This is a genomic window from Telluria beijingensis, assembly GCF_030770395.1.
GTDB classification, from domain to species: domain Bacteria; phylum Pseudomonadota; class Gammaproteobacteria; order Burkholderiales; family Burkholderiaceae_D; genus Telluria; species Telluria beijingensis.
In genome coordinates this window covers 154,589-170,357 of record NZ_CP132480.1, presented here as the reverse complement: position 1 = coordinate 170,357, position 15,769 = coordinate 154,589, and the positions used below count along the sequence as shown (strand labels likewise).

The window sequence follows — 15,769 nt, the reverse complement described above, 5'->3', positions numbered from 1 at the left end:
CTCAGGCGGCGATGATGCCGCGCCGCTGCAATTCGGCCAGCAGCTTCGCCACCTCGTCGTCGACCGACGAGGTGGCGCTGTCGACCAGCACGTCGGGCGCCTCGGGTGCTTCATAGGGAGAGGAAATGCCGGTGAACTCCGGCAGCTGGCCGGCCCGCGCCTTGCGGTACAAGCCCTTCGGATCGCGCGCTTCGCACACCGCCAGCGGGCAGCGGCAATACACTTCGATGAAATCCGGCGCCGGCACCAGCGCCCGCGCACGCGCGCGGTCGGCGCGCAGCGGAGAAATGACCGACACCAGCACGAGCTGGCCCGCCTGATGGAACAGGCGCGCCACTTCGCCGATGCGGCGGATATTCTCGGAACGTTCAGGGAGGGAAAAACCAAGATCGGCGCACAGCCCGCCGCGCACCTTGTCGCCGTCGAGCACGAACACATTGCAGCCGCGTTCGAACAGGGCGCGCTCGGCGGCCTCGGCCAGGGTGGTCTTGCCGGCGCCGGACAGCCCCGTGATCCAGACCACGGCGCCGCCGTGGCCGGCCCGCGCGCGCCGCTCGTCGCCAAGGACGGGAGCGGACGGCGCGGGCAAGGTCATGCGCTTACAGGACGACGGTCTGCGCCTGGCCTTCTTCGCGGGCGCGGATCTCGCCGATACGGTAGACGGTCTCGCCGGCCGCTTCGAGCTGGGCGAAGGCGGCATCCGCGTTTTCTTTCGAGACGATCACGGTCATGCCGATGCCGCAGTTGAACACGCGGTGCATCTCGGCATCCGCCACGCCGCCATGCTGTTGCAGCCACTGGAACAGCGGCGGCATGGTCCACGACGACGCGTCCAGCACCGCGGTCAGGTTGTCCTGCAGCACGCGCGGGATGTTCTCGACCAGGCCGCCGCCGGTGATGTGCACCAGGCCTTTTACTTCCATCGACGCCATGAGCGCCAGCAGCGGCTTGACGTAGAGACGGGTCGGCGCCATCAGCACGTCGGCCAGCTTACGGCCGTGGAAATCGGCCTCGAGGTCGGGATTGGCGACGCTAATGATCTTGCGCACCAGCGAGTAGCCGTTGGAGTGGATGCCCGACGAGGCCAGGCCCAGCACCACGTCGCCCGGCACGATCTTGCTGCCGTCGATGATCTGCGATTTCTCGACCGCGCCGACGGCGAAGCCGGCCAGGTCGTATTCGCCGTCCGGGTACATGCCCGGCATTTCGGCGGTTTCGCCGCCCAGCAGGGCGCAGCCCGACTCTTCGCAGCCCTTGGCGATGCCCGAGACCACGGCGGTGGCGGTCGCCACGTCCAGCTTGCCGCAAGCAAAGTAATCGAGGAAGAACAGCGGCTCGGCGCCCTGCACCAGGATGTCGTTGACGCTCATGGCGACCAGGTCGATGCCGACCGTGTCGTGGCGGTTCAGTTCGAACGCCAGCTTGAGCTTGGTGCCCACGCCGTCGGTGCCGGATACCAGGACCGGTTCCTTGAACTTCTTGCTGATCTCAAACAGACCGCCGAAGCCGCCGATACCGCCCAGCACGCCTTCGCGCATGGTGCGCTTGGCAAGCGGCTTGATCGCTTCGACCAGGGCGTCGCCGGCATCGATATCGACACCCGCGTCGCGGTAGGAGAGAGAAACATTAGATGGTTGGCTCATGGTATTTGGCAGCGGAGGCGGTAAAATAGGAGGCGACCGGCGAAACTGGTCAATCCACTATTTTAGCAAAACGGTTCCCCTCACAAGCCGTTTAACGAAGATAACAACGAAACTTGACCTTATTGGCATGCCATTTTTTTCCACGCCAGGCATGAAACGGCCCACGCCATGAAACAGCTGGTGCTCGATTTAGGCGCCGAACCGGCCCAGAGCCTCGACACCTTCCAGGTGGGGGCGAATGCCGAACTGGCGCACCTGATGCACCTGTTCGCCGAGCGCAGCTCGCGCGAACACTTCGCCTATCTGTGGGGCGACACCGGCGCCGGCAAGACCCATCTGCTGCACGGCCTGGCGGCCAGCCCGGGTGCGCGCTATATCGCGGCCGACGCGCCGGCCGCCGATTTCGTCCATGCGCCCGCCACCACCCTGTACCTGCTGGACGATTGCGACCGCTTGACCCCGCAGCGCCAGATCGACGCCTTCGCCCTGTTCAACCAGATCCGCGAGCATGGCGCCTACATGGTCTGCACCGGCCCGGTGCCGCCGGCCGTGCTGCAGGTGCGCGAAGACCTGCGCACCCGCATGGGCTGGGGCCTGGTGTACCAGATCCACGGCCTGTCCGACGACCAGAAGATCGAGGCCCTGACGCACGCCGCCGAGGCGCGCGGTTTGACCTTGTCGGCCAGCGTGTTACCCTATTTGTTGTCTCATTTCAAACGCGACATGCGTTCCCTGTCGACCATGCTGGACGCCCTGGACCAGTATTCGCTCGAAACCCAGCGCCCGGTCACGCTGCCCCTGCTGCGCGACCTGCTGTTGCAAGAGAACCTGCCGCTCGAACCCAAAGAATGAAAAACCTTGCCCTGTTTGACCTCGACCACACCCTGCTGCCGCTCGATTCGGACCACGAATGGGGCGAATTTTTGGCGCGGGTCGGCGCGGTCGACGGCGATGCCTACCGCGCCCGCAACGACGCCTTCTTCGCCCAGTACAATGCCGGCGTGCTCGACCCGGTCGAATACCTCGAGTTCGCGCTCGGCACCCTGGCGAGCTTTCCGCGCCACGAACTCGATGCCCTCCATGCGCGCTATATGCGCGAAGTGATCGAACCGGCGATCCGGCCGCAAGCCCTGAAACTGGTGCGCGAGCACCAGCAGGCCGGCGACCTGGTGGCGATCATCACCGCCACCAACCACTACATCACGGCGCCGATCGCGGCTGCCTTCGGCGTCGAGCACCATATCGCGGCCATGCCGCAGGTCGACGCCGACGGCAAGCTGACCGGACGCCTGGCCGGCACCCCGACCTCGGGCCCGGGCAAGATCACGCACATGCATGCCTGGCTGGAACGTCTGGGGCAGCCGTTCGGCAGCTTCGGCAGCAGCCATTTCTACAGCGATTCGCACAACGACATTCCGCTGCTGTCCATCGTCTCCCATCCGGTCGCGACCAATCCGAGCGCCGCGCTCGCGACCCATGCGCGCGAGCAGGGCTGGCCAACCATCCAACTATTCAATGATTAAAAAATTCATCCGTAAAATCCTGGGTGTGAAAGACCAGCGCGACTCCACCGAACCGACCATCCTCGGCCCCGCCGAACACGGCATCGATCCGAAGAACGTCTCGTCCAACGCGATCCGCGTCACGCAAACCCTGCAGGAAGCCGGCTTCAAGGCCTTCGTCGTCGGCGGCGCCGTGCGCGACCTGCTGCTGGGCGTCAAGCCCAAGGACTTCGACATCGCCACCGACGCCACGCCCGAGCAGGTGAAAAAACTGTTCCGGCGCGCCTTCATCATCGGCCGCCGGTTCCAGATCGTGCACGTGATGTTCGGCCAGGACCTGCTCGAGGTAACGACCTTCCGCGGCAACGGCAGCGACAACGCGCCCAAGGACGAGCATGGCCGCGTGTTGCGCGACAACAGCTTCGGCCCGCAGCACGAAGACGCCGCGCGGCGCGACTTCACCATCAACGCGATGTACTACGATCCGGCCACGCAATCGGTGCTGGACTACCACGGCGGCATCGAGGACATCCGCGCCAAGACCCTGCGCATCATCGGCATGCCCGAGGCGCGCTACCGCGAAGACCCGGTGCGCATGCTGCGCGTGGTGCGCTTCGCGGCCAAGCTGGGCTTCACGATCGAGCCGACCACGCGCGCGCCGATCCCCGTCATGGCGCCGCTGATCGACAACGTGCCGGCCGCGCGCGTGTTCGACGAGATGCTCAAGCTGCTGCTGTCGGGCCACGCCCTCGCCTGCCTCAAGGAGCTGCGCTCGGCCGGCCTGCACCATGGCCTGCTGCCGCTGCTGGACGTGGTGCTGGAACAGCCGATCGGCATGAAGTTCGTGACCCTGGCGCTGGACTCCACCGACTCGCGCGTCAAGGCCGGCAAGGGCGTGTCGCCCGGCTTCCTGTTCGCCTCGCTGCTGTGGCACCAGGTGCTCGAAAAATGGACCGCCTACCGCGCCGCCGGCGAAGCGCCGATTCCCGCGCTGCACCTGGCGGCCGATGCCGTGCTCGAAACGCAAACCGAGAACCTGGCCCTGCAGCGCCGCATCGCCACCGACATGCGCGACATCTGGGCCATGCAGCCGCGCTTCGAGCGCCGCGCCGGCCGCGCGCCGTACAAGCTGCTGGAGCATCCGCGTTTCCGCGCTGGCTACGACTTCCTGCTGCTGCGCTGCGCTTCGGGCGAGCTGCCGGCCGAGGTGGGCGAATGGTGGACCGAGTTCTATGCGGCCGAAGGCGGCGACCGCGAACGCCTGGTGGCGGCGGCCAGCACGCGCGAGCGCGAAGGCGGCGCCAATGGCGGCGCGCCCAAGAAGCGCCGTCCGCGCCGTGGCCCGCGCAAGACCGGTGGTGAAGGCGGCGCAGCGGCGCCAGCGGCAGCGGGCGATTCGTCGGAATGAAGGCCTGGGTCGGGATCGGCGCCAACCTGGGCGACGCGCAGGCGAACGTGCTCGACGCGCTGGCGCGCCTGGCGCGGCTGGACGGCAGCACCCTGCTGCATACCTCGAGCCTGTACCGCACCGCCCCGATCGATTCGAGCGGCGACGATTACATCAACGCCGTGGCCTGCCTCGACACCACCCTGGCGCCGCACGACCTGTTGAAGGCGCTGCAGGACATCGAGCAGGCCCATGGCCGCGAGCGGCCCTACCATAACGCGCCGCGTACGCTCGACCTCGACCTGCTGCTGTATGAGGATGACATCATCGCCAGCCCGACCCTGACGGTGCCGCATCCGCGCATGCACGAACGCGCCTTCGTGCTGCAGCCGCTGCTCGAGATCGCCCCCGACATCGTCATTCCCGGCCACGGCCCGGCGCGCAACTTTGCGGCGCTGGTGGCGGGCCAGACCATCGCCAGGCTCGCCTGAGGACGCACACGCCATGAACCTGCCCGTCTGGGCCCAGACCACGGGCCTCCTGATCCTGTCGAACGTGTTCATGACCTTCGCCTGGTATGGCCACCTGAAGGGCCTGCAGCACCGCGCCTGGTATGTAGCGGCGCTGATCAGCTGGGGCATTGCGTTATTTGAGTACCTGCTGCAGGTGCCGGCCAACCGCATCGGCCATACGCAGTTTTCGCTGGCGCAGCTGAAGATCATGCAGGAGGCGATCACGCTGACCGTGTTCGTGCCGTTCGCGATGTTCTACATGAATGAGCCGTTCAAGCTCGATTATGTCTGGGCCGGTCTGTGCCTGGTGGGCGCCGTCTACTTCATTTTTCGTTCCTGAGCGCCGGGGCGAGACCGTCGCGTAGCATCTTCATGCAGCAAGAGCTTGCGCCCTCACGAGCGCAAGCTCTTGCTGCTCAGTCGCTTGCCCGGACCGCGGCAAGCGCTGGCATCAGCCGCGGCGGCGGCGCAGCATGGAGACGCCGAGCAAGCCCAGGCCAACCAGCGCCAACGAGCCCGGCTCGGGCACTTGGGCCACGCTATTGTCGGTGAAATCGGCCACGATGTAGAGCGTGGAGATCTGGTTCTCCGGGTTATACCAGATACTGTTTTCAAAGGTGCCTGGACCGGAGGCGAGCTGGTATCTCAGATTCGAGATACCGACATCACCGAGGTTGAACGAAAGATTCGCCAGGTCCGTCAACTGCAAGCCAAATAAGGTGTCACCGGTATTGTTGAAGATATTGAGGACGGCCAGGTTGAATTGTTCGGTGTCGTCTACATCAGTCGGGCGGCTGAAATCGATCGTCAAGTTATACAACGCGCTAAACAATGCCGGCGTGGTAAATGCCGAAGTCGACTTGTTTGACCACGCGAGCTCGGCCAGCACAACGCCACCCGCTGGAGCGGGGAAATCCCAGGTACGCCGTATCGCGGTCAGGGTCGAGCCAATGCCGGTCCAGCCACCCCATTCCATCTGGCTATCATTTCCATTGACAGTGTCATTGGTAGCGCATCCACCCAACGCACCACAACTCATATCGGAAAAGTTCCCGCTCGAAGAGCCGGTAACCATAGGGGCTGCACTGGCGGCGCCAGCGGCGAAAATCATCGGAACTGCCAGGATGACGGCGCTGATTGTGGAACGAAAATTCAACATTTTGCTTGTCCTTTCAGGATTAGGAATTTTTAAATCCAAGCTGCTGTTTGTGAATTATCAGAAGGCTTATTTTTGCATCTCCTTTTTTGTTATTCCCATGATTTGTCGTAAAGCCAGAATCATGCCAACAGCATAAGCCATTGATTCTTCAAGTCTTCCATTCAACGCACATATTGTTATGTAAAAAATACCGACTCTTACCATGGAGATACTCCATTTGGTGAATCGGCACGGCTCTCCTCTCGAACATCGGCCGGCGACATTCCTGCACGTTAGCGTGCGCCGCATTACACTACGCGGTCTGACGTTTTCGTTTTCCAAAGGATTTTTGTATGAGCTCTTACTTGCAGGGTAACGACATGGCCACCACCAGCGCGGCGACGGTGCCGACGCCGGTGCCGGCATTGCCGAAGGCCGTGACCGTTCCCGCACTGCTCGCCAAGCGCGCCGCCGGCGACAAGATCGCGATGCTGACCTGCTACGACGCCAGCTTCGCTTCGCTGATGGACCGCTGCGGCGTCGAGATCCTCCTGATCGGCGATTCGCTGGGCATGGTGTGCGCCGGCTACGACTCGACCCTGCCGGTGACGGTGGCCGACATGGTCTATCACACGGCCTCGGTCGCGCGCGGCAACAAGAATGCGCTGGTGCTGGCCGACATGCCCTTCGGCAGCTACGGCAACCCGCAGCAGGCCTACGACAGCGCGGTGCAACTGATGCGCGCCGGCGCCCACATGGTCAAGATCGAGGGCGGCGCCTGGCTGGCCGACACCGTGCGCCTGCTGGTCGAACGCGGCATCCCGGTGTGCGCGCACATCGGCCTGACCCCGCAGTTCGTGCACCAGCTGGGCGGCTTCAAGGTGCAGGGCAAGACCGGCGAAGGCGCCGAGCGCCTCAAGAACGACGCGCTGGCGCTGCAGGCGGCCGGCGCCGCCGTGGTGCTGCTCGAGGCGGTGCCGGCGGCGCTGGGCAAGGAAGTCACCGACTTGCTGGCGGTGCCGACCATCGGCATCGGCGCCGGTCCCGACTGCTCGGGCCAGGTGCTGGTGATGCACGACCTGCTGGGCGTGTTCCCGGGCCGCAAGGCGCGCTTCGTAAAGAACTTCATGGATGGCCAGACCAGCATCGACGCCGCCGTGATGGCCTATGTGGCGGCCGTGAAGGACGGCAGCTTCCCGGCGCCCGAGCACTGCTTCTAACGGAGCCGTCATGGGCCAGCAAGAGACTTTGCGTCTGTTCCTGGCACTGTGGCCGGATCCCGCCGTTCGCCAGCAGCTGCGCGCGGCGCGCGATGCCTGGCCCTGGCCGCGCGGGGCCACGCCGGTACATGCCGACAAGCTGCACCTGACCCTGCACTTCCTGGGCGACGTACCCGGCGAACGCCTGCCTGCATTACTGGATGGCTTTGCCGTGCCGTTTGCCCCGTTCCGGCTCGAACTCGGCCAACCAGTGTTGTGGCCGCATGGGATCGCGGTGCTCGAGCCGTTCGACGCGCCGCCGGAACTGCTGGCGCTGCATGCGCGCCTGGCGCAGGCGCTGGCCGATCTCGGCCTGCAGCCCGAGGCGCGCGCCTACCGGCCGCACGTCACGATGGCGCGCCGCGCCGGCAGCGTCGCCGTGCCGGAACCTGGTCCGGCGATCGCGTGGGACATCGCCGGCTATACGCTGGTCGAATCGCGCAACGGCCTCTACACCGTGCTGCGCGAGTACCCTACTTCCTGAGCACCCCTGCGCTGAGCGCGATCACGATCCCCGACAGCGACAGCGCACCGAGCGCCACCATCACGCTCGAGTGCATCGCGCCCCAGCCCAGCACCGGCGGCGCCAGCAGCAGGCCGCCATAGCCGAGCGTGGCCACCGCCGCCACGCCGGCGCCCGGATGCATGCCGGGAATGCGCGACGCCGCGCCGAACAGCAGCGGCACCACATTGGCCGCCCCCAGGCCGACCAGGGCGAAGCCCAGGCTCGAGACCACGAAATTCGTGCTCAGCACCGCCAGCGCCAGGCCGGCGAACATCGACAGGCCGCCGATCACCATCACCCGCACCGCGCCGAAGCGCAGGATGATGCGGTCGCCCGCGAAGCGGCAGGCCGCCATCGCGATCGAGAACGCCGAATAGCCCAGCGCGGCCGATGCCGGCGAGGCGCCGGTGCGCTCTTCCAGCAACAGCGCGCTCCAGTCGACCAGCGCGCCTTCGACCGCGAAGCACAGCAGCGCCAGCATGCCGAGGCCGAGGGCGGCGCCGCGCGGCAGCATGAAATGGCTGCCTGTCGCATGGGCCGCGAAGCCCATCACGCGCGGCGCGCTCAAGGCCAGCACCACGGCGGTCGCCACGCCCACCATCAGCGCGCCCTCGCCATGGCCCAGGCCCTGACCGACCAGCACGCCGCCCAGGCTGGCGCCGAACAGGCCGCCCAGGCTGAAGAAACCGTGGAACGACGACATGGTGGGCAGGCCGCGCGCGGTCTCGACCTCGCTGGCGTTGGCGTTCATCGCGACGTCGAGCGCGCCGTTGCTGACGCCGAACAGGAAGGCCGCCACGAACAGCAGGTCGAGGCGCGGCATGGCCATGATCACGGCCGTCATCAGGGCGAAGGCGAAGCCCGCGACCAGCACCATCCGGCGCGTGCCGAAGCGCCCGGTCAGCCCGCCCATCAGCGGCATCGCCATCAGCGCGCCGCCGGCGATGGTGAGCAGCACCAGGCTGAGCATGCCGGTATCGATGCCCATGCGCGCCTGCACGGTCGGCACGTGGGCCGCCCACAGGCCGATGCCGGCGCCGTTGAGCAGGAATACGGTCGAGATGGCCCAGCGGCCGGCTTCGATGCTGCGCGCGTCGATGGTGGAAACGTGGGTCATGCGGTGGCCTTGGTGGTGAGTTTGATGTCGAGCGCGGGATGACTCCGGCGCAGGGTCGTGACGGTGGCGGGCGGCGCGTCGGCCTCCAGCACCAGGTGGTCGATCTCGTCCAGCGCGCCGAACAGGAAGGGCGCGCGGTCGTCGAAACGTTCGTTGAGGGCGGCGACCGCGCGCCGCACGCTCACGGCCAGCATGGCCTGCTTGAGCGCCGCTTCCTCGGCGTCGATGGCCGCCAGGCCGCGCGCGGGGTCGACCGCGCACACCCCGACGATGGCCAGGTCGGGCCGCAGGCGCTGTACTTCGGCCAGCGTGGCGGCGCCGAACACCGCGCCTTCGTTCGGATGATAGGTCCCGCCCAGCAGCACGATGCGGGTGCGCTGGAAGCCGCCCAGCGCCAGCGCGATCTGCGGGCTGTTGGTGACGATGGTGGCGCAGCAGCCGTCCTCCAGCAGGCGCGCCAGCGCCAGGTGGGTCGAACCGGCGTCGATCAGCACCGTGTCGCCGGGACGGATGCAGTCGCGCAGCCCGTGCGCCAGCTGCGTCTTGCGCGGCAGGTCGCTGGCGGCGCGCTGGTCGAAACTGGCCGCCGGGCGCAGGCGGATCGCGCCGCCGTGCACGCGCCGCAGCAGGCCGGCGGCGTCGAGCTCGCGCAGGTCGCGCCGGATCGTGTCTTCGGACGTCGCCAGCCGCGCCGCCAGCTCGGCCGCCAGCACCCGCCCTTCGCGCTCGACCGCATCGACGATCAACTGGCGCCGTTCTTCAGGCAACTGCATTTACTTGCTCCAATTCATTGATTGCATCACTTTACACAAACACGCACACTCGCGCAATAACATGCAAGAACATGCAGAGATGCGCTTCGTCGCTTTGGGGCGGCAATTGGCGCCGTCATCCCGCAACCCGGCGCATGGCATGACGCAAGCGGTCCAAACTCGACGATACTTGGTGGATGAATCCAACCAAGACCGCTTCGCTCGCGCCCATGTGGCGCATCTATATCGGCGCCTGGACCGCCTACCTCGTGCTGGTGGGCCTCGTGGTGCAGGCCGACGAACTGGCGGCCGGGCAGTTCGACCCGACGCTGATCGCCTACGCCTTTTTGACCACCGGACCGTCGGGCATCCTGCTGGCGCTGGTCTGGCCCCTCACCGGCTGGATGGACCGGCGCGGCCTGTCCACCGGCGCACGCCTGGCGATCCACCTGGCGGCGGCCGTCGCCTTCGCCGCCTGCGCCCACCTGGTCATCGTGTTGCTGAACAAAGGGGACTCGCGTTCGCTGTCGTGGCACGCCTGGCCGCTGATGTACAGCCTGATGGGCTATGCCCTGCTGGCCGGCATCTTCCAGACCGTGCGCGCCAATGCCGCCGCCCAGCGCCAGGCGCTGGCCGCCCAGCAGGCGCAAACCCTGCTGGTCGCGGCCGAACTGGGCGCCCTGCGCAGCAAGCTTAATCCCCACTTCCTGTTCAACACCCTGCACTCGATCATCGCCCTCACCCAGCGCAATCCGGCCGCGGCCGAGACGGCGCTGTTCCAGTTCTCGGACATGCTGCGCTACGTGCTCGACACCGAGCGCGCCGAGGTCGACCGGGTCACGCTCGACGCCGAACTCGATTTCGTGCGCGACTACCTGGAGCTGGAAAGCCTGCGCCTGGGCCAGCGGCTGCGGGTCGAATGGGATCTCGACGCCGGCGTCGGCGACTGCCTGCTGCCCGCCCTGAGCGTCCAGCCGCTGGTCGAGAACAGCATCAAGCATGCCTTCAATCCGCACAGCCGGCCCGGCCTGCTGCGCATCGAGAGCCGCCACGACCGCCACAAGGGCGTGCTGCGCCTGACCGTGCGCGACGACGGCCCGGGCGCCGACCCGGCGCAGGTCACGGCCGCCCCCGGCCTGGGCCTGCGCACCATCGGCCGCCGCCTCGAACTCGACTATGCCGGCCGCGCTGCGCTGAGCGTCGATTCCCGCCCCGGCGCCGGCTTCGCCGTTTCCGTCACCATTCCCTGCACCTGAGACCATGACCAAGACCGTATTCTTTGCCGAAGACGAACCGCTGGCGCGCGACGTGCTGCGCGACGCCATCTATGCCCATCCCGGCCTGCGCCTGGTGGGCGAAGCCGCCGACGGCGCCAGCGCGCTCGAACGCATCGGATTGCTGCGGCCCGAGGTGGTGTTCATGGACATCCAGATGCCCGAGATGACCGGCCTCGAGGTGCTGCGCCGGCTCGACTACCTGCCACAGATCGTCTTCACCACCGCCTACGACCAGTACGCGGTGACCGCGTTCGAACTGCACGCGGTCGACTACCTGCTCAAGCCATTTACGCGGGCGCGGTTCGCCGCCAGCGTGGCGCGCCTGCTGGAAGGCGGTGTGCAAGAGCGCCCGGCGCTCGAGGACGCACTGGCGCGGGCGGGCGGTGGCGCCGCGCTGCTGGAGCGCATCCTGGTGCGCGACCGCGGCCGCATCTTCCCGCTGGCCGTGGGCGAGATCGAATACATGAAGGCCGATTCGAAGTACACGGTGATCGTGGCGCGCGGCCAGCACTTCCTGGTGCGGATCGGGATCTCGGAGCTGGAAAGCCAGCTCGACCCGCGCCGCTTCATCCGCGTGCACCGCTCGGCGCTGGTGAACCTCGATTTCGTCGAATCGATGCGCGCCGACGACCAGTCGCAGCTGCAGATCCTGATGCGCGACGGCGCCTGCATCGGCGCCAACCGCGAGGCCTCCAAGCTGCTGCGCGAGATGGCGATTTGAGCCGGATTTACTTGAAAGCAACATCAAGCGGCAAATCGATGCATTCTTGATCCTACCGCCGGGTTCTGCCTTTATAATCGCGAATTTTCCGCCCGATAATAATTCCTGGCCCTCGGAGCATCCATTCGCATGAATATCACCCTGATCTCTTTCGTCGTGCTCTACCTGCTGGGTACGCTTGCCTTGGGCATGTGGGCGGGCACGCGGATCAAGAACACCAGCGACTTCGCCGTCGCCGGCCGCAGCCTGCCGCTGATCATGGTGATCACCACCACCTTCGCCACCTGGTTCGGCGCCGAGACCGTGATGGGCATCCCGGCCAAGTTCGTGCAGGGTGGCCTGAACGCGGTGGTCGAGGATCCGTTCGGGGCCGGCATGTGCCTGATCCTGGTCGGCGTGTTCTTCGCCGCGCGGCTTTATAAACTGAATTTGCTGACGATCGGCGACTACTACCGCCAGCGCTACGGCAAGGGCATCGAGGTGTTCTGCTCGGTGGCCATCATCATGAGCTACCTGGGCTGGGTCGCGGCCCAGATCACGGCGCTGGGCCTGGTGTTCACGGTGCTGACCGCGGGCGCTATGTCGCCGGCCACGGGCATGATCGTCGGCACCCTGACGGTGCTGATCTATGTGGTGGTGGGCGGCTTCCTGGCGGTCGCCGTGACCGACTTCATCCAGATGATCGTGCTGGTGGTGGGCATGAGCGTGATCGCCTGGTTCGCCGCCGATTTGGCCGGCGGCGCCGGCAACGTGCTGGCAATGGCGCAGCAGGCCGACCTGTGGCGCTTCCTGCCGGAGCCGAGCCTCAAGGACATCCTGTTCTTCATCGCCGCCGCGATCACCATGATGTTCGGCTCGATCCCGCAGCAGGACGTGTTCCAGCGCGTGATGTCGGCCAAGGACGCCCCGACCGCGCGTACCGGCGCCGTGATCGGCGGCGCCAGCTACATCGTGTTCGCCTTCGTGCCGATGTTCATCGTGGCCGCCGCCGTGGTCGTGATGGGCAATACCGCTTTGGACCTGGCCCAGAACGACTACCAGCGCCTGCTGCCGACCTTCGTGATGACGCAGATGCCGCTGTTCATGCAGATCCTGTTCTTTGGCGCCCTGCTGTCGGCGATCAAGAGCACCTCGTCGGCCACGCTGCTGGCGCCGTCGACCAGTTTTGTCGAGAACATCCTCAAGAACCTGCGGCCCGGCATGACCGACCGCGAGCAGCTGTTCGCGATGCGGATCTCGATCGTGGTGTTCGCGGCGCTGGTGCTGCTGTATGCGATCGCGATGGAAGGCACGTCGATCTATGAGCTGGTGTCGGGGGCGTACCAGGTGCCGCTGGTGGGGGCCTTCATTCCGCTGGTGATGGGCATCTACTGGAAGCGCGCCACCACCCAGGGTGCGATCTTCTCGATCGGCGCGGGACTGTTTACCTGGATCCTGTTCTTCGAGCAGATCACGTCGCTGGGCGAGCATTTCCCGGGGCAGTTGGCGGGCTTGATCGCGGCCTTTGTCGGCATGGTCGTCGGGTCGCTGGCGCCGCAGGTTTTCAAGAATCGTGGCGCGACGCAGGATGTGCTGGAGGCCAGGGCGTAGGCTGGTTGGTACTCGGGTTCCCGCCTGCGCGGTAAGTCGTTACCTCCAGTGGAGGTAACGACTTACATATGATTCGGGCCACGATCATCGACCGTGGCCCGCACCCTTCAAACGTCGTTCCCGCGAAGGCGGGAACCCAAGTTCGCATGCGTGCACGCACCCTCAAACATGCAACAACAAATGCTCCCGCTCCCACGGGCTGATCACCTGCATGAACTCCCGATGCTCGAGCTCCTTCACCGCCGTGTACACGTCGATGAACCTCTCCCCCAGCACATCGCGCAAGCGGTCTTCGCGCCGCAGCAGGGTGATCGCCTCCGACAAACCCTGCGGCAGCTCCACCGGCATATCGTAGGCATTCCCCTCCACCATCGCTGACGGTTCCAGCGCCTCGGTCATGCCGAGATAGCCGCAGGCCAGCGTGACCGCCAGCGCCAGGTAGGGATTGGCGTCGGCGCCGATCACGCGGTTCTCGATGCGGCGGTCTTGCGAGCCCGAGACCGGCACCCGGAAGCCCACCGTGCGGTTGTCGATCCCCCACTGCAGGTTGATCGGCGCCGCCGTCTCGCGCACGATGCGGCGGTACGAGTTGACGTAAGGCGCGACGATCGCCATCGCCGACGGCATATAGCGCTGCAGGCCGCCGATATACTGCTGGAACAGGGTCGACGGCGAGCCGTCGTCGTCGCTGAAGACGTTCTTGCCGCTCGCGGCATCGACCACGCTCTGGTGCACGTGCATCGCCGACCCCGGCTCGCCCGCCATCGGCTTGGCCATGAAGGTGGCATACATATCGTGCTTGAGCGCGGCCTCGCGCAGGGTGCGCTTGAAATAGAACACTTTATCGGCCAGGCCCAGCGGCTCGCCGTGCTGGAAGTTGATCTCCATCTGGCCGGCGCCGATCTCGTGGATCAGGGTGTCGACGTCGAGGTTCATCATCTCGCAGTAATCGTAGATGTCCTCGAACAGCGGATCGAATTCATTGACCGCGTCGATGCTGTACACCTGGCGGCTGGTCTCCGCGCGCCCGCTGCGGCCGATCGGGGCCGCCAGCGGCAGGTCGGGGTCGATATTCTTTGCAGTGAGATAGAACTCGAGCTCGGGCGCCACCACCGGCTTCCAGCCGCGCTGTTCATACAGCTTGAGCACGCGCCGCAGCACGCTGCGCGGCGCGAAATCGACCAGCCGGCCATCGGCGTAATAGCAGTCGTGGATCACTTGCGCGGTGGGGTCGACCGCCCACGGCACCATGGTGATGGTGGTCGGGTCGGCCTTGAGGATCATGTCGCGGTCGATGCTGGAGATGGCGCGCTCGTAGGCGGCATCGCGCTCGGGCGTGTTGCCGGTGACGGTCATGCCCAGCACGACTTCGGGCAGGCGCATGCCGCGGTCATCGGTGAATTTGACGCGCGGCAGGATCTTGCCGCGCGCTACCCCGGTCAGGTCGGGCACCAGGCATTCGATTTCGGTGACCCGTTTTGCGTCGAGCCACTCTTCCATGTCGGTATAGCTGAAGTTATCGCGTATCGCCATTTAGCTTAGTCTCACTGTCGTTGAACGAAGAGACGTTCAGGTACTGCTCAGGCGTTGTTCGCGGTAATCGCGGCAAGCCTGGCCGAATGCGCCGAACATCTTCATCGAATAGGGGTTGTGCTGGATGCGCCACTCGGGGTGCCACTGCACGGCGAGCGTGAAGCCGGACGCATTCGACACCGTGAACGCTTCGACCAGGCCGTCTTCGGCAAGAGCTTCGACCGTCAGGCCTGGCGCCAGTTCATTGACGCCCTGCCCGTGCAGCGAGTTGACGGGAATCTCGGGCACGCCGAGGATGCGGTCGAGCAGGCCGCCGGGGCATAGCGAGACGTTATGGGCGTCGCCATATTGCTCGTCCATGCCCAGCTCAGGATTCTCGCGGTGGTCGAACTTGCCGCTCACCGCCTGCACCGCCTGGTGCAGGCTGCCGCCCAGCGCCACGTTCATCTCCTGGAAGCCGCGGCAGATCGCGATGATCGGCACTCCGCGCCGCACCGCTTCGCGGATCAGCGGCAGGGTGGTCTGGTCGCGCGCAGGGTCCTGCGGCAGCGAAGGATCGAGCAATTCTTCGGAATAGTAACTGGGGTGCACATTCGACGCCGAACCGGTCAGCATGATGCCGTCGATGGTGCCGAACAGGGTTTCCAGGTCGAGGTTGGCGCCGAGCGAAGGAAGAATGAACGAAGCGCAGTCGGCGCCGAGGGTGACGGCGTCGACATACTTGTGCTGGGCCGCGTGGTATGGGTGTTCGCCGAAATCACGCGTGCAGGCGGGAACGATGACGATGGGGCGCATGGACTCTACCTTGTGTTGAGACGCGCGCGACCGTCAGG

The 15,769-nt window shown here is 66.0% G+C and carries 17 protein-coding genes; 10 read left to right on the top strand and 7 right to left on the bottom strand.

Features of this window, described 5'->3' with window-relative positions; translation table 11 throughout:
- Position 1 precedes the first annotated feature (1 nt).
- Together cysC and purM are read right to left on the bottom strand one after the other, a co-directional pair.
- On the bottom strand, positions 2 to 595 hold the full coding sequence (gene cysC, locus Q9246_RS00780; RefSeq protein ID WP_306394690.1) for an adenylyl-sulfate kinase: 594 nt from the start codon (positions 593 to 595) through the stop codon (positions 2 to 4).
- Positions 596 to 599: 4 nt separating this feature from the next.
- Positions 600 to 1,643 carry a phosphoribosylformylglycinamidine cyclo-ligase gene (purM, locus tag Q9246_RS00775; RefSeq protein WP_306394687.1) on the bottom strand — a complete coding sequence of 348 codons (1,044 nt, stop codon included), beginning with the start codon at positions 1,641 to 1,643 and terminating at the stop codon, positions 600 to 602.
- 168 nt (positions 1,644 to 1,811) lie between these two features.
- Between purM and hda the strand changes: the two genes are divergently transcribed.
- From hda to Q9246_RS00750, 5 genes are read left to right on the top strand one after another with little or no spacing between them, the layout of a single operon-like run.
- Entirely contained in the window at positions 1,812 to 2,495 is a 684-nt protein-coding gene (gene hda / locus Q9246_RS00770) for a DnaA regulatory inactivator Hda (protein WP_306394686.1), read from the top strand.
- A complete protein-coding gene (locus Q9246_RS00765) occupies positions 2,492 to 3,166 on the top strand; it encodes a histidinol-phosphatase (RefSeq protein WP_306394685.1) in 675 nt (224 codons plus the stop codon). The genes hda and Q9246_RS00765 overlap by 4 nt, the downstream gene beginning before the upstream one ends.
- Positions 3,159 to 4,553 carry a polynucleotide adenylyltransferase PcnB gene (gene pcnB / locus Q9246_RS00760; protein WP_306394683.1) on the top strand — a complete coding sequence of 465 codons (1,395 nt, stop codon included), beginning with the start codon at positions 3,159 to 3,161 and terminating at the stop codon, positions 4,551 to 4,553. Before Q9246_RS00765 ends, pcnB begins: the two co-directional genes overlap by 8 nt.
- The gene (folK, locus tag Q9246_RS00755) at positions 4,550 to 5,023 is read left to right on the top strand and encodes a 2-amino-4-hydroxy-6-hydroxymethyldihydropteridine diphosphokinase (protein WP_306394682.1); all 474 of its coding nucleotides are present in this window, start codon (positions 4,550 to 4,552) and stop codon (positions 5,021 to 5,023) included. The genes pcnB and folK overlap by 4 nt, the downstream gene beginning before the upstream one ends.
- Before the next feature lie 13 nt (positions 5,024 to 5,036).
- The gene (locus tag Q9246_RS00750) at positions 5,037 to 5,384 is read left to right on the top strand and encodes a DMT family protein (RefSeq protein ID WP_005664942.1); all 348 of its coding nucleotides are present in this window, start codon (positions 5,037 to 5,039) and stop codon (positions 5,382 to 5,384) included.
- Between the two features lie 111 nt (positions 5,385 to 5,495).
- On the opposite strand, the gene Q9246_RS00745 is transcribed toward Q9246_RS00750, so the two are convergent.
- Positions 5,496 to 6,203, bottom strand: coding sequence for a choice-of-anchor K domain-containing protein (locus Q9246_RS00745; RefSeq protein WP_306394676.1), 708 nt, complete (start codon positions 6,201 to 6,203; stop codon positions 5,496 to 5,498).
- Positions 6,204 to 6,535: 332 nt separating this feature from the next.
- On the opposite strand from Q9246_RS00745, the gene panB reads away from it, so the two are divergent.
- Both panB and thpR read left to right on the top strand, forming a co-directional pair.
- On the top strand, positions 6,536 to 7,402 hold the full coding sequence (panB, locus tag Q9246_RS00740) for a 3-methyl-2-oxobutanoate hydroxymethyltransferase (protein ID WP_422802347.1): 867 nt from the start codon (positions 6,536 to 6,538) through the stop codon (positions 7,400 to 7,402).
- A gap of 10 nt (positions 7,403 to 7,412) precedes the next feature.
- A complete protein-coding gene (gene thpR, locus Q9246_RS00735) occupies positions 7,413 to 7,925 on the top strand; it encodes an RNA 2',3'-cyclic phosphodiesterase (protein ID WP_306394675.1) in 513 nt (170 codons plus the stop codon).
- On the opposite strand, the gene Q9246_RS00730 is transcribed toward thpR, so the two are convergent.
- Positions 7,915 to 9,063, bottom strand: coding sequence for an MFS transporter (locus tag Q9246_RS00730; RefSeq protein ID WP_306394673.1), 1,149 nt, complete (start codon positions 9,061 to 9,063; stop codon positions 7,915 to 7,917). The two genes, thpR and Q9246_RS00730, sit on opposite strands and share 11 nt — an antisense overlap.
- Positions 9,060 to 9,836, bottom strand: a complete 777-nt coding sequence (locus Q9246_RS00725; protein WP_306394671.1) for a DeoR/GlpR family DNA-binding transcription regulator — start codon at positions 9,834 to 9,836, stop codon at positions 9,060 to 9,062. The genes Q9246_RS00730 and Q9246_RS00725 overlap by 4 nt, the downstream gene beginning before the upstream one ends.
- A gap of 176 nt (positions 9,837 to 10,012) precedes the next feature.
- Between Q9246_RS00725 and Q9246_RS00720 the strand changes: the two genes are divergently transcribed.
- From Q9246_RS00720 to Q9246_RS00710, 3 genes are all read left to right on the top strand, one after another.
- A complete protein-coding gene (locus Q9246_RS00720; protein WP_306394670.1) occupies positions 10,013 to 11,071 on the top strand; it encodes a sensor histidine kinase in 1,059 nt (352 codons plus the stop codon).
- A gap of 4 nt (positions 11,072 to 11,075) precedes the next feature.
- Positions 11,076 to 11,813 carry a LytR/AlgR family response regulator transcription factor gene (locus Q9246_RS00715; protein WP_306394669.1) on the top strand — a complete coding sequence of 246 codons (738 nt, stop codon included), beginning with the start codon at positions 11,076 to 11,078 and terminating at the stop codon, positions 11,811 to 11,813.
- A gap of 129 nt (positions 11,814 to 11,942) precedes the next feature.
- The gene (locus Q9246_RS00710; protein ID WP_306394667.1) at positions 11,943 to 13,403 is read left to right on the top strand and encodes a high affinity choline transporter 1; all 1,461 of its coding nucleotides are present in this window, start codon (positions 11,943 to 11,945) and stop codon (positions 13,401 to 13,403) included.
- 162 nt (positions 13,404 to 13,565) lie between these two features.
- Here the strand turns inward: Q9246_RS00710 and Q9246_RS00705 are convergent, their stop codons facing one another.
- The gene (locus Q9246_RS00705) at positions 13,566 to 14,936 is read right to left on the bottom strand and encodes a glutamine synthetase family protein (RefSeq protein ID WP_306394665.1); all 1,371 of its coding nucleotides are present in this window, start codon (positions 14,934 to 14,936) and stop codon (positions 13,566 to 13,568) included.
- A gap of 36 nt (positions 14,937 to 14,972) precedes the next feature.
- A complete protein-coding gene (locus Q9246_RS00700; RefSeq protein ID WP_306394663.1) occupies positions 14,973 to 15,731 on the bottom strand; it encodes a gamma-glutamyl-gamma-aminobutyrate hydrolase family protein in 759 nt (252 codons plus the stop codon).
- Between the last annotated feature and the right edge of the window lie 38 nt (positions 15,732 to 15,769).